General features: G+C 48.2%; 10 protein-coding genes. 5 read left to right on the forward strand and 5 right to left on the reverse strand.

All coding sequences use genetic code 11. The annotated features are described in order from the left end of the window. Nucleotides 1–256: 256 nt before the first annotated feature. The 5 genes from IDJ77_RS20905 to IDJ77_RS20925 form a co-directional block, all read right to left on the reverse strand. Entirely contained in the window at nt 257–2,038 is a 1,782-nt protein-coding gene (locus tag IDJ77_RS20905; RefSeq protein ID WP_191190922.1) for a hypothetical protein, read from the reverse strand. Beyond that, entirely contained in the window at nt 2,035–4,143 is a 2,109-nt protein-coding gene (locus IDJ77_RS20910; protein ID WP_191190923.1) for a DUF4175 family protein, read from the reverse strand. Before IDJ77_RS20910 ends, IDJ77_RS20905 begins: the two co-directional genes overlap by 4 nt. Then, nucleotides 4,136–5,611: a BatA domain-containing protein gene (locus IDJ77_RS20915; RefSeq protein WP_191190924.1), complete on the reverse strand. Its 1,476-nt coding sequence runs from the start codon at nt 5,609–5,611 to the stop codon at nt 4,136–4,138. The genes IDJ77_RS20910 and IDJ77_RS20915 overlap by 8 nt, the downstream gene beginning before the upstream one ends. 295 nt (nt 5,612–5,906) lie before the next feature. After that, nucleotides 5,907–6,785 carry a DUF58 domain-containing protein gene (locus tag IDJ77_RS20920; RefSeq protein ID WP_224751177.1) on the reverse strand — a complete coding sequence of 293 codons (879 nt, stop codon included), beginning with the start codon at nt 6,783–6,785 and terminating at the stop codon, nt 5,907–5,909. Nucleotides 6,786–6,900: 115 nt separating this feature from the next. Next, nucleotides 6,901–7,896 carry an AAA family ATPase gene (locus IDJ77_RS20925; RefSeq protein ID WP_191190925.1) on the reverse strand — a complete coding sequence of 332 codons (996 nt, stop codon included), beginning with the start codon at nt 7,894–7,896 and terminating at the stop codon, nt 6,901–6,903. A 309-nt stretch (nt 7,897–8,205) separates the two neighbouring features. Here IDJ77_RS20925 and IDJ77_RS20930 point away from each other — a divergent pair, with 309 nt between their 5' ends. The 5 genes from IDJ77_RS20930 (at nt 8,206) to IDJ77_RS20950 (ending at nt 13,354) form a co-directional block, all read left to right on the forward strand. Then, nucleotides 8,206–8,832: a DUF4159 domain-containing protein gene (locus tag IDJ77_RS20930; RefSeq protein ID WP_191190940.1), complete on the forward strand. Its 627-nt coding sequence runs from the start codon at nt 8,206–8,208 to the stop codon at nt 8,830–8,832. Nucleotides 8,833–8,876: 44 nt separating this feature from the next. Then, nucleotides 8,877–9,506: an RDD family protein gene (locus IDJ77_RS20935; RefSeq protein WP_191190926.1), complete on the forward strand. Its 630-nt coding sequence runs from the start codon at nt 8,877–8,879 to the stop codon at nt 9,504–9,506. A 168-nt stretch (nt 9,507–9,674) separates the two neighbouring features. Further along, nucleotides 9,675–10,304, forward strand: coding sequence for an RDD family protein (locus IDJ77_RS20940; protein WP_191190927.1), 630 nt, complete (start codon nt 9,675–9,677; stop codon nt 10,302–10,304). A 74-nt stretch (nt 10,305–10,378) separates the two neighbouring features. After that, entirely contained in the window at nt 10,379–12,013 is a 1,635-nt protein-coding gene (locus IDJ77_RS20945; protein ID WP_191190928.1) for a TldD/PmbA family protein, read from the forward strand. 3 nt (nt 12,014–12,016) lie between these two features. After that, on the forward strand, nt 12,017–13,354 hold the full coding sequence (locus IDJ77_RS20950) for a TldD/PmbA family protein (protein ID WP_191190929.1): 1,338 nt from the start codon (nt 12,017–12,019) through the stop codon (nt 13,352–13,354). Nucleotides 13,355–13,661 lie beyond the last annotated feature (307 nt).

Genomic DNA, 13,661 nt, shown 5'->3' on the forward strand with positions numbered 1-13,661 from the left:
TAATTTTAAAAGTGGGTTTGCACGTTTTTGGCACAAATACAGCTTGTTTATTTGCCGATTTTTAGTATATTAATATACCGGCCTCACCCCGCCCAGTCAAGCGTCCACGCTTGACTGAAACATGTTTGGAGCGTCCACGCTCCTGTCTTAGAAGTAAGCATAGGCGCTTGAATAAGGCGGTGATGCATTGTGACTAACACACCCCTCCGCCCCTCTCAAGAGGGGAATCGCACCGCCCACCGCTTTTTTAGTTCCCTCAGAACAATTTCCTATCCACCCACAAAAACGTGCATGCCGCAAGCAGCAGGATATAAAAGTAAATTTTTGGCACCTCAATCCGAAGCTTTTGGTGTATCTGTTTTGTTACAATATGGCCAGGTTGGTTTTCCAGGGCATATTTATCCGTAGCAGCTATTTTGGCCGTATTCTGTACGCCATCCCAATCTGTTTTATCGAAGGCATACCACCATTCCGTTTTGCCGTTTTGCACGAGGGATTGCCAACCAGACCGGGCAGGGTGATAATTCACATTCCATTCGAAAGGGATGGCCGGGTTTTGCTCAATAGCTACCGTTTCTCCATTAATTGATACTGCCGATGTTTTGCCGCTGGCAACCTGCAGTTGAACCGGCTCGCCCACTACAGGCAAACCCTGTACTGAAAATGTATTTTGAATACTTGTATCCCTCCGCGCTGCCTTACTTATAAGTGCCGACCAGAGTGCCGAATAATCCTGCTGATTGCCGCTCAAAGCCGAGGTGTAAGTATTGCCCAGCGTGGTAACGACCAGTTTTCCGGAACCTGCGATACTGCCGCCCGCCAGTATACGATTCTGTGGACCTGTGACCAGTGGCTGCGTTCCGTTTTGGTAACGGATAAAAGTGTTGCCGATGTTTAATTGAGCCGACGCGCTTTTTTTGCCATCGATGATAAGTGACGATACCACTTCTTTCCCCGAAAGCTTATCCAGCGGGAAATCCTTTTGCAGCCAGCTGGTTTTGCCGGTGCTATCAGCCTGTACAATAACGCCCAAACCCTTGTTCTCTACCTCTTGCTTTAAGGAACTTGCATCGGCGGCACTTAAGGTATTAAAAGTGGACAGGTCGCCCATTACTATATCAAATTTACTCAGGGTTGGTGGGGTTAACCTGTCTAACGAAAACTGCGGGATATTGATAAACTCGCTGTTATATTTATACTTACTAATGGCCGATCGCACCGCAACGGCATAACCATTCTGGCTGAGCCAATTCTTCAAAAACCTGACCTCGAAACCGGGAGACGCGGATAACATTAACACCTTTAGTGGCTTTATTGCATCTGTTTGCACAGGAATGCTGCCCAATGTTATCGTATCAGCATCCAAAACGGATTGTAAGGTATACACCACTTTGCCCGTAGTTTTTGGTAGGGTTGTCAAGTCAAAATCTGCCTGCGCATTTGGCTTTATGGTTACTGTATCTAAAATGGTATTTAATCCCTTTAGCAGCAATTTTACTTTTTGTGCCGATGGATTACGATAACGGCCCTGTACCTGCAATTCCTGGCCTGCCTTTAATTTCTCCTTCCAACTGATATGGCTTACGCCCGACGGCGGCTCGGAAGGATGAAAAATCACCGCCGCACTATCCAATTGTGCTAATTTGAATGGGCTTAACCCGTTACCGTAGATATGCAGTGAATGAGCTTGCAGGGTATCGCAGAGTTCATCCAAACTGCTTAATAAAATTGCTTTGGGAAACGCTTTTTTTACAGCCCCATCTATGGCAAATACCTTTTGATTAGCATTGCTTTTTAGCGTGTCGGCGTTGAAGCCTTGGGTCAAGAGAACAAACTCCTCCGGTGGGTTGGCTGCGTCGAATTTTTGATAACTTATTGGCAGGGCTATACAGGCCAGCATAGCGGATGCTATCAGCACCGCAATTATTCTATACCAAAGCCATTTCTTATTCGCCCGGCTAACCTCCTGCCACAACAGGAATATCGCCAGCAAAACGCAAAGTCCTATCACCATATAATTCCAGTTGGCCTGCATCATGGTTTGGCTTGTTTTAGGTTTTTATAATAGCTGCGCGACAGCCCCATATCTGCAGACTGGCCATCCGTTGATGGCATCAACTTGGGCGCGGCAAGCGTTTTTTGGATAGCACGCTCTACAATACCGATATCAGTTATGTTTACCTTTTGTACGGATAAGATCCTGCGCATAGCGCTTAATGCGGTTAGGTATATTCCCGGTTGTGCCGAAGCGCGTACGCTTAATTGCTGGTTGGCTACCTGTAACACACGATTATCGGCAACGCTTAAAACAGGCCGTATCTTCAGTTGCTCCAAAACCTCCACCGCCTTTTTCAACCCTTCAAACTGATCGGCACCGGGTTTTATTTCCTGTTTATTTATGGGTTGAATCACCTTGTCCAACTCTCCTGTGAGGCGTTTATCCAGCTTGATAGGCGTAGGGTTGTAAGCCGTTTTAGCCACGTAGGAGCGCGATTTCTGCTGCAGATCTTTCAATAATCTTAACGCTTTATAGGCGAAAGGCAAGGCTGCTTGCGGTTTGTACAGGCGCAACTGTAACTCCGCCTTCCACATTTCGGTAAGGGTGGCTTTTAACTGCGCTTTAATGGCGGGTTCGAAAAACTGGGCGTCTTCGGCCTTATCGTGGTCGTCGGTATATTCTTTCAGGATCTTGGCGGCGTTACTGAAATCTGCCGGGTCGGCAACGCCATCGCTGCTTTTGGGGCCTTCTCCGGTTTCGTCTTCCTCGCCAAGGAATTTGCCGTAGCGCAGGCGCAGCAGTTTTTGGTCGATACCCAGGTCGTTACTGCGGGCGTTGAATTTTTCTACCGAGATGCTATCCTTATCCTTCAGTAATTTCTCGGCATCAATGATAATTTGCCGCTCGCTACGGAAGAACTCCGGTTTGAGGTTGGCACCGCTTAACACGCCATCCATGCTTAGCAATTCGGCGGTATCCTGAAGAGCAACGGTAAATACATCGGTGCGGCTTTGCTGCTGATGGGTGTCTTTTGCATCCACATAGAAGTATAGCTCGTCGCCCGGTTCCATGTTCAGCGCTGGCAGACTGATGAGTTTTTGTACATCGTACTTCGGCTGCCCGGCAAATGCCGTACTAAAGTTCAGTTTATACTCTTTAAACTTAACACCCTCGCCGCGGCCTTTGGCAACTGTGGCAATGATGAGCGCATCGGCAATGCCATAATCATCGGTTAAGGACGTGATGATATTTACTTGCGGCGCTTCGCCGGCATCAATATAAGTAGATGGCTTGGGCGTTTTTACATGGATCACCGGCGGGGCATCTTTGATAACCTGTACCTGGTAAAGCTCCGAGAGTTTACCATCGATGCTCACCTGGTAAAAGCCGGGCTGCGTAATGGCTTTAGCAGCCTGCCATCGGGTGCCATCACCCGTATTTTTCAGGCTGATGCGTTCCTTATCATTAAATAACAGGAACGCATTTTTAATGGCCACATTCGTTTTGATCTGCCAGGCCACGGTAGCGCCCTCTTCTGCTGAAAGATTGAACCTGTCCTGTTCCCGTTTGGTTTTGCGGGTATAGGCGGGCGGGGTAATAGTTAATTCGATACCATCAATCTGCGGGAGAATCTTTTCCATCGGGAATTTTTGCTCTGCAATTCCTATTCCTCTCGTCCATTTATGATGCTGCGAATGGTACAGGATTTTTACCGCCATAAAAAACAGCGCCGATAACGCCAATAGCAAAACCGACCGCCAAAGCCGTTTGGCAAATGGTTTGTGCTCAACCTCTAAATTATACAGCACACTTTCTGCTTTCGATCGCGCCAGCAATTGTAGAACATTCAACTCTCCCGCGGGCAATAAAAGCAGCCCGGTACTTTCCTGTAGTTCGGGGTATTCTTTATCCAAAAAGCCGGCTATTTTGCTGTTCCTAACACGCCACGGGCGGTGCAAAGCCAACATCAACCCAAATGACGCCCAGAATACCGGGAAGGCAAACCATACGATCCAGCCCAGCAGCAGAAATAGCCCCGCAGCCAACAGCGCAATCGCTGCCGACAAAGCCGCATCCGCCAATACCTGGTACGTTATCCAGCGATGGCGCAGCGCATTTATTTTATATAGCGCCTGCTCAGCCATTGGTTGTAGGTTTAGTTTTGTGGGATAACCAGCGCTCGGCAAAAAATACTGCCATGAGCATCAGCCAAAAATAGGGTGATATGTCCTTTGGGTTTGCTGCCGCGATCGAGGAAGGTGTAAAGCTATTGACGATATTGTTGGGCATTAATTGCGTATGGCTAAGCACACGCCTGTCGTATTCCGCTGACACTGTATATGATTTGCCGTTCAGCAACCTTAAGATCTGCTTTGGGAAATTATCGTTCCAAACCAGATCACTCCAGGCGGGGTTAAAATGGGTGTAAAAATGATAAATATTTGCAGCCCCCCTTTGCTCACGGTTTAACAGCGCTTTGCCAAATCCGTCCTGCCATACAGCATCCGCGTAAGGATCGGCATGAACGCGTTTGGTTAAAGAGATATTGCCAGGGCTGATAATTGTATGTGTATCGATGATCTTCCCGCTCTCGTATCTAAAAACATTCGCCGTGCTTGCCAGTAACCGGCTATCGACAGGCGCATCAGACAACCAAAACAACCACGTTTGCCCTGCACGGATTTGCCCCGGGGAACTATACTGCTTTACGCTCGCCTTTTCGCCGGTAAAGGCGGTTGCCGCCTGCAATGCAGCCTTTAAATAACTGGCATCAACAGCATATTTATCTGTGTAAATGGCGATACTTAGCGTGGCGGTGTCAACGGCAACGGATGGTTGATCAGTATTTTTCAGACTTACCTTCGGTTGGCCATTTTGCACATTAACCGTGACATCGCTATTGCCGTCTGCCTGCATAGTTTCGTTGGCAAACATGGTGCCGGAGGGCGCACTACCGCCCAGTGTAACTTTTATTTCGCCGTTATTACTTATCCATGCAGCGGCTATCCAGCGGCTTGTGGAGTCTGCCGGGGTGTACGTTTTCCAGCTGAGGTTTAAGTTTGTTTGTGGCTTCTCGCCTTTAAAATAAATGGCGCTGTTGGGGGTAATGATATAAACGCCTGCAGAATTACGCACTTTGCTATCAAGTGCCTTCACCAACGCCCAGTAATTGCTTTGGACAGTAGTATCTTTCAAGCCAGTATCGGCCAATAGTTTTTGCCAATCCTGTTTCGCGAAGCCTTTATTAAAATAGTGAAACTCGTAACCGGCTTTCATCAGTGAATCTACCTGTGGCTTAAACTTTTGGTAGCTTTCATTGAAATTTTCTTTGGGGATCAACACCCAGCCTTTCGCCTTTTTATCCGGCGAGAAGTACGACCAAAGTGGTCCTGCCAAAAAGAAAGCCAGTAAGGCCAGCAGCAGGCAGCGCAGTATCAGCAGTAAAATGTCTAATAATTTAAGGCTGCGACTGGTGGTTTTAGAGGCTTCGGTAATGAGCGATATACTGCCTACTTTCAGCGTTTTACCCGGGCGGATATTCCATAGGTGGATCAGTATCGGGATGCTAAGGGCAGCCAATGCGAAGAACCATATTGGGGATAGGAAACTCATTTATTGGGAGTGGGGAGTGGTGAATGGCCTTGAACCCCTGTGTGTACGAAGCATAGCGCAAATGTCCGCTTGCATATTTTACTCACCCCGACATCGCTACCGCTTGTCGACCCTCTCTGCTCCGCAAAGAGGGTGAAGAAAAAGAAAAAAGAGTTCCCCTCTTTCCGAAGGAGAGAGGGGGCAGGGGGTGAGTCAACTCGCGACGCGGACATGATCATCATGCTTCGAACCTTCCAAATTTCAAACCCATCGCCATATAAAAATCCACTATAAAGTTCCATAAGCACTTCTCTCATCATAACGCCCCCTTCTTCCTTTGCACCAAAAAATCCCGCAGTGCTTCATCCAATGGCTGCGCCGTGCTCAGCATCCGGTAGGCGATGCGTTTGCCTAATAATCCTGAACGAATCATCGCCAAATGCCCCTGCAGTTTTGCTGTATAGGTTTCTTTTGCGCGTTGCGCGTTTACCTGGATGGTTTCGCCGGTTTCCAGGTCTTCTAAAGTGGAGTAGCCTTTAAAATCAAAATCCAGTTCGTTCTGCCCCATCAGGTGAAAAACGATGATCTCGTGCTTCAATGCCGCCAGCGATGTTAATAAAGCATTGATCTCCCCGTCTGCCTGGTACATATCGGTAATAAAAACCAGCAATTCCTTGCGGCCGCTGCCTGCAAACAACTCTTTATAATGTATAGGTTTGGTGAACGTGCCTGACGGATCCACCTGTTGCAAATGGTAAAACAGCCGCTGCAAATGCTGCGGGTCGGGTTTGGAGGGGAGCGAGAACAGTTCTCCATCCTTAAACACATTCAGCGCTACGCTATCACCCTGCAGGTTGGCCAAATAGGCCAGCGACGCCGCAAGGGCTTTGGCATAATCTATTTTCTTAATTCCGTTATCATCATGGTTCATAGATGCGCTGGCATCTACCAAAAACCTTACGGAGATGCTTGTTTCAATCTCCGATTCGCGGATGTAATACCGGTCGCTTCGGGCAAACATGCGCCAGTCCAGCCACCTCAGGTCGTCCCCCGGCTGGTAGCTGCGGTACTGGCTAAACTCCAGTCCGGGGCCTTTTACGGTACTTTTATTGAACCCATTCATAAAGCCATCGATAACCGTTTTCGCCAGTAGTGGCAAATCCTTAATGGTCATTAATACTTTAGGGTCGAGCATGGAACCGGGATTAAGGGATTTATTGGATTTTTATTTTGTCTGAACCTTGATTTATGGGATTAAAGGATAACCCTGATTTTAATCGTAAAAATCGGCTAAATCCGCTTCATCCCGGTTACAGGCTTCCTGTTCTTTCTATCACTTTCAGCAACTCCTCCGTCACTCTGTCAGAAGTGATGCCTTCTGCTTCCGCTTTAAAGTTCATCAGGATGCGGTGCCTTAAAACGGCCGGAGCCATGGCGTGGATATCCTCCATCAATACCGAATATCTGCCTTTTAGCAAAGCTCTTGCCTTAGCCGTCAGAATCAATGCCTGCCCTGCGCGGGGGCCGGCGCCCCATCGTACCCATTCTTTTACGTAGGCAACTTCTGTGGTATCCGGCCGGGTAGCGCGGATGATATGGCTTACGTAGCGCGTCAGGTCCTCGTTGATGGTTACCTGCCGCACCAGTTCCTGTGCCTGGGTTATTTCTTCGGCGGTTATAACGGCTTTTACATCGGCCTTTTTTGTGCCGGTAGTGCGGTTCAGTATCGCAAATTCTTCCTGCTCGGTGGGGTAGCCAATTTTTATCAGCAGTAAAAACCTGTCCAACTGTGCCTCGGGTAGTGGGTAGGTTCCTGCCTGCTCTATGGGGTTTTGCGTTGCGAGGATAAAGAAAGGTTTATCCAGGGGGTACGTTTGCCCGCCGTAGGTCACTTCAAATTCCTGCATGGCTTCCAGCAGGGCCGATTGTGTCTTCGGCGGCGTCCGGTTTATCTCATCTGCCAGTATAATATTGGCAAACAGCGGACCTTTGTTAAATTTAAAAAACCGTTTGCCCGTAGCATGGTCTTCCTCCAATATTTCGGTACCGATGATATCCGTCGGCATCAGATCGGGCGTAAACTGGATGCGCCTGAACGCGAGGTGCAATGCTTGCGACATGGTTTTAACGATCAGCGTTTTTGCCAGCCCGGGTACACCCTCCAGCAGGCAGTGGCCGCCGGCCAAAAAGGCCACTAATAGTTCATCCAGTATATGATCCTGCCCCACAATTACCTTTTGGATCTCGGTTTTTAGCTGGGGTAACTTGGCAAGCAGGCTTTTGATATGAGTTTCGGTAAGTTCCAATGTTGTTAGTATTTGTATTCAATTTTCAGGACGTCATGCTGAACTTGTTTCAGCACCCCATAGGACAGGTAGCCAATGCGCTAACGGCCTTGCATAGCCGCCCGCTTTGCATGTGGGGTGCCGAAACAAGTTCGGCATGACGTAGTTTTATATATCGCCCCCAATCCCTTCACAAGATATTACCCTTTTAACTAAATACCATGCTTTTTTACCAAAAACCCAACAAAGTATCTAAAACTTTACAACCTTGTCAGGTTTATAATAGCGGGCGGGCAGAAATTTTATCCTAATTTTAGGGTTTTGGAACAGATGGCACAGGGCGCAAAATTCACTTTTACCAGGTTAAGCTACCATAGCGGCGATTGGGATACCGACCAGCGCATGCCCTCTAACCTGCTTAACTCGCTGGTAGAATACACCACCATCTCTATCGATCCGCACGAAAAAGTTGTGCCGCTTAGCAGCGATGATATTTTTAATTACCCCTTCTGTTACCTTAGCGGCCACAAGCTGGTGCAGTTTGACGCGCAGGAAAAAGCTAACTTTAAAAAGTATGTGCAAAACGGCGGCTTTGTGTTTGTGGATGATTGCAACCACGATATCGACGGGCTGTTCGCCAAATCCTTCGAAACGCAAATGGCGGCTTTGTTTGGGCCAACGGCATTAAAAAAAATCCCTAATAACCATAAGCTGTACCACTCCTTCTTTAGTTTTGATAAAGGGCCGCCAACAACCGCTTTCGAGCTGAACGGCTGGGGCGACGACCTGGTGCACGATTACCTGAAAGCCATTGAAGTAAACGGGCGCATCGCCGTACTGTACAGCAGCAAAGATTACGGCTGCGAATGGGACTACGATTTCCGCAATAAGCGCTTTTTGGCGGAAGATAATACCAAGTTCGGGGTGAATATTATTGTTTATGCCATGAACTCGTGATGCAGCGGCTTAATTAATTATCTTAGCGCAGATTATTAGACCACATGAACGATAGCTACTACATCCAGGTAAAAAACGAGCAAACCGGCCCCTTCACACTAAAGGAACTGTTTGAGCAAGATCTTGATGTGGATACGATGGTTTTAACACCCGGTAATGAGGAATGGCAGGAAGCATCATACGTACCCGAGCTGTTTGAATATTTTGAGCAACAAGGCATCTACCTCCCTACCGAAGGCAACCTGGCCAGCTTTTGGATAAGGTTGCTGGCCTACATTTTAGACCTGTTTTTCATATCGATAGTACTCTCTATAGTTGCTCAGGATTACGTAATGCAGCTATCGAAAACCTTCTATGCCGAAAACCCGACGCCGGAACAGGCGGTAGAGCGGTTTAAATATAGCATGGCGCTGTATGTGCTGCTGGCTTTATATAACACGCTTTGCGAATCGACGCCAATGCGAGGCAGTATTGGTAAAAAGTTATGCAGGCTTGCTGTAGTAGATGCCGATGGCCGCAGGCTTGGTGTTGGCAGGGCGCTGCTGCGCAATTTCTTCAAAATACTTTCAAGCATCCCTTTAAATATCGGCTACCTGCCCATCCTTTGGAACCAGCGCCGCCAGGGCTGGCATGACATGGTTGCCAAAACCTACGTTATCCGCCGCGAGGCATAGTTGCTATAATTTATTAATGATGCCGGCAGCGCGGGTTGCCGGTGCGGGGCGCATCCCAATTGTATCTGCAAGATTTTATAAAAACAAATAAAATCTCAGCGCATGCCGATGTGCTTAAAACTGTAATCGCCGCAAAAATATTCTTGTTTATTACCTATCTTTCGCTTGATGATAAACAGCTACTATATACTGGAGAACGGCGAGAAAACAGGGCCATACACGCAATACGAATTAATGGATATGGGTCTTGATATTCATACCATGGTGCTATCTCCGCTGGACGAAGACTGGCAGCAGGCCTGCGACCTGCCGGAGTTTAACGAATATTTCGAACAACAGGGCTACCTGTTCCCCACTGCCACTAACCTGGCCTCGTTTTGGTGGCGCTTGCTGGCTTACCTGCTGGATTATATTATTATAATCGTTATTGTGGCGGTGTTTTTTATAGTGCTTTCTATTATCATTGGTTTAACAGGCGGCAGCCCTATTCTTACCGATGACGAAAGCTCTACCAAAACCGAACCTATTTTAAACTTAGTTGGCATATTGGCTATGATCTCTTATCACTCCATCTGCGAAGCTACTCGACTAAGGGGCGGGCTGGGCAAAAAAATATGTAAACTATCCGTAGTTGATGCTAACGGCATGCGCATTAGTTTCGGTAAGGCATTGTCGCGTAACTTAGGTAAGATATTATCCAGTATGGTAATTGGCATGGGCTTTTTAAGCATCTTTTGGGATGATCATCGCCAGGGCTGGCACGATCACCTGGCTAAAACATATATTATAAAGCATTAAAATTTGTTAAATAGCAGTCGCACGCTAACGCCTGCGTATTTATATCATTATATTAGGCTTTTAAACGTATCACCTTGAAAAGAAAAGATTTCCTTTACCTTACCGGCATGGGCATCAGCGCAACCATGCTTAGCCGGATGACCGCCATGGGCAGCCCGGTAGTGCCCGGCACCCGAATGCGCGATGTGGACGTAACCCTGAAAAAGCGCATGGCCGACGTTGCTCTCAACGCCGCCCGCGCTAAAGGCGCCACTTACACCGATGCCCGCATTGGCCGCTACCTTAACCAGTTTGTGGTTACCCGCGATAAAAACATTGAGAATATTGTGGATACCGAAAGCTACGGCATGGGCATCCGCGTTATAGCCAATGGCTGCTGGGGCTTTGCCGCAACAGATAAGCTGGATAACGACAGCATTGCCCGCGCCGCCGAAAACGCGGTAGCCATTGCCAAAGAGAATGCCCGCATCCAAAGCGAGCCGGTACAGCTGGCTCCGCAAAAAGGCTATGGCGAAGTAAGCTGGAAAACACCTATCGAGAAGAATGCTTTTGAGGTGCCGATGAAAGATAAAACCGACCTGCTGTTATCTGTAAACGATGCTGCTTTTAAAAACGGTGCAAACTATGCCAATTCGGTACTATTCTTTGTGAACGAGCAGAAATATTTTGCCAGCACTGATGGCTCGTATATCGACCAGGACATTCACCGGATTTGGCCCATATTTCAGATCACCAAAATTGATGAGAAAAGTGGCAAGTTTGAAACCCGCAGCAGCCTGAGCGCACCCCGCGGCATGGGTTACGAATACCTTATCCCCCGCGATAGCGACAAAATAAAAGGTCAAACCACCCTGTACCGCGACCGCTACGATATGCTGGAAGATGCAGGGGCGGCAGCTTTGCAGGCAGCGCAAAAACTAAAAGCAAAATCGGTAGAGCCGGGTAAGTACGATCTGGTGCTTGATCCGAGCCACCTTTGGCTCACCATCCACGAATCGGTTGGGCACCCTTCCGAGCTTGACCGTGTGCTGGGTTACGAGGCAAACTTTGCCGGCACCAGCTTCCTCACACTGGATAAATGGGAATCTAAGAAATTCAAGTTCGGCAGCGAGCATGTTAATATTGTGGCCGATAAGGTACAGCCGGGTTCGCTTGGCGCGGTTGGGTACGATGATGAAGGCGTTGGCACCAAACAATGGGATATTATAAAGGAAGGCATACTGGTTAACTACCAGGCCATCCGCGATCAGGCGCACATCATCGGCCTCAAAGAATCGCAGGGCTGCTGCTACTCGCAAAGCTGGCAGGATGTACAGTTTCAGCGGATGCCGAACATTTCGCTGCAGCCGGGCAAAACACCGCTGAGCGTGGAGCAAATGATCAGCAAAGTAGAGAAAGGCATTTACATCATTGGCGATAGCTCCTTCTCTATCGATCAGCAACGTTACAACTTCCAGTTTAGCGGGCAGCTTTATTACGAGATAAAAAATGGCAAAATAGTGGGCATGCTGAACGATGTTGCCTACCAGGCCAACACACAGGAGTTTTGGAACAGCTGCGCAGCCGTTTGCGATAAAAGCGATTACCGCCTGGGCGGGTCCTTCTTCGACGGTAAAGGGCAGCCAATGCAAAGCAGCGCGGTATCTCATGGTTCATCAACTGCCCTGTTTAAAGGGGTTAACGTAATTAACACAGCAAGAAAAATTTAAGATATGGCTATTTTAACTGAAGACGAATGCAAAGCGATATTGAAAAAAGCGCTGAGCTACTCCAAAGCCGACGAATGTGAAGTAAGCCTTAACGGGTCCGATTCTGCCAATATCCGTTACGCCCGTAACTCGGTATCAACCAGCGGCGCGTTAAGCTCTACCAGCATGGCCATTTCATCTGCCTTTGGCAAAAAACTGGGCATTGTTACCCTAAATGAATATACCGATGAGGCCATCTCCGCTGCCGTAAAGCGCTCGGAAGAATTGGCCAAGCTCGCCCCGGAAAACCCGGAATATATGCCATTTTTAGGTCCGCAAAAATATGATGCACCGGCAAAAACCTTCGTGCCTGCAACAGCCGCCATTACACCGGCACAACGCACTACCATGGTAGCGCAAAGCCTTGATGTGGCCAAACAGAACAAGCTAACCGCTGCAGGCTTTTTACAAAACAGCGCTGGCTTTTCGGCCATGATGAATTCGCACGGATTGTTTGCCTACAATACGTCAACCGATATCAACTTCTCGGTTACCCTGCGCACGGCAGATAGCCAGGGTTCGGGTTACTCCACAAAAGGCTTTAACGATGTAGCTAAGCTGGATACCCTTGCATTCACAAAAGTAGCGGCGCAAAAGGCAAGCGGATCTGCAAATGCACGCGCCATTGAGCCGGGCAAATACACCGTAATACTGGAGCCCGCCGCAGGTATTGTATTGTTAGAGCAGCTTTATGGCAGCCTTGACGCCCGCAGTGCCGATGAAGGCCGCAGCTTTTTGAGCAAACCGGGAGGTAAAACCAAACTGGGCGAAAAGTTAGTTGACGAGCGCATCAACATCTATACCGACCCATCGCACCCCGACCTGCCAAGCAGCAGCTGGAGCGGCGACGGGCAACCACAGGTAAAACGCAGCTGGATAGAAAAAGGCGTGGTAAAGAATTTTAATTACTCGCGCTTTTGGGCGCAAAAGAAAGGCGTTCAGCCCATCCCCTACCCCGGTAATATTATTATGGATGGCGGCACCCAAACCCTGGAAGAACTAATAAAAGGTACCGAAAAAGGCATATTGGTTACCCGCCTGTGGTACATCCGCCCGGTTGACCCGCAAACTCTGCTGTTTACCGGCCTTACCCGCGATGGTACATTTTACATTGAGAACGGCCAGATAAAATTCCCGATAAAAAACCTGCGCTTTAACGAAAGCCCGGTAATTATGCTGAACAACCTGGATGCCCTTGGCAAGCCCGAGCGCACTGTAAGCGGCGAAAGCACCCAAAGCGCTATGATCCCACCGATGCGGATAAAGGAGTTTACGTTTACATCGTTATCGGATGCGGTGTAGGGAGTGGTGAATGGTTAGTAGTTCATAAATCGTCATCACTGTAAGAGGCAGGAAACAACTACAATCTAAAATCAAAGAGAGGTCGGTAAGCAAAATGCTTACCGACCTCTCTTTTTACCCCCGCGTCATTGCGAGGTACGAAGCAATCTCTACACAGGACAGTTCGTGACCTTACATAGCCGCTCTACTTATCGGGAGATTGCTTCGTTCCTCGCAATTGTAAAGGTTAGATAATTCGGTAACAGATTAGCTTTACGTAACAAAGCTAAAAAGTTATGCGCATCAACACGAATGACCTAACACTGAA

Origin of the sequence: Mucilaginibacter pankratovii (genome assembly GCF_014773265.1) — a bacterium.
Classification (GTDB): domain Bacteria; phylum Bacteroidota; class Bacteroidia; order Sphingobacteriales; family Sphingobacteriaceae; genus Mucilaginibacter; species Mucilaginibacter pankratovii.

Coding starts and splice junctions, on each gene's coding strand:
- IDJ77_RS20905 (WP_191190922.1), bottom strand. CDS start 2,038: ATGATGCAGGCCAACTGGAATTATATGGTGATAGGACTTTGCGTTTTG.
- IDJ77_RS20910 (WP_191190923.1), bottom strand. CDS start 4,143: ATGGCTGAGCAGGCGCTATATAAAATAAATGCGCTGCGCCATCGCTGG.
- IDJ77_RS20915 (WP_191190924.1), bottom strand. CDS start 5,611: ATGAGTTTCCTATCCCCAATATGGTTCTTCGCATTGGCTGCCCTTAGC.
- IDJ77_RS20920 (WP_224751177.1), bottom strand. CDS start 6,785: ATGCTCGACCCTAAAGTATTAATGACCATTAAGGATTTGCCACTACTG.
- IDJ77_RS20930 (WP_191190940.1), top strand. CDS start 8,206: ATGGCACAGGGCGCAAAATTCACTTTTACCAGGTTAAGCTACCATAGC.
- IDJ77_RS20935 (WP_191190926.1), top strand. CDS start 8,877: ATGAACGATAGCTACTACATCCAGGTAAAAAACGAGCAAACCGGCCCC.
- IDJ77_RS20940 (WP_191190927.1), top strand. CDS start 9,675: ATGATAAACAGCTACTATATACTGGAGAACGGCGAGAAAACAGGGCCA.
- IDJ77_RS20950 (WP_191190929.1), top strand. CDS start 12,017: ATGGCTATTTTAACTGAAGACGAATGCAAAGCGATATTGAAAAAAGCG.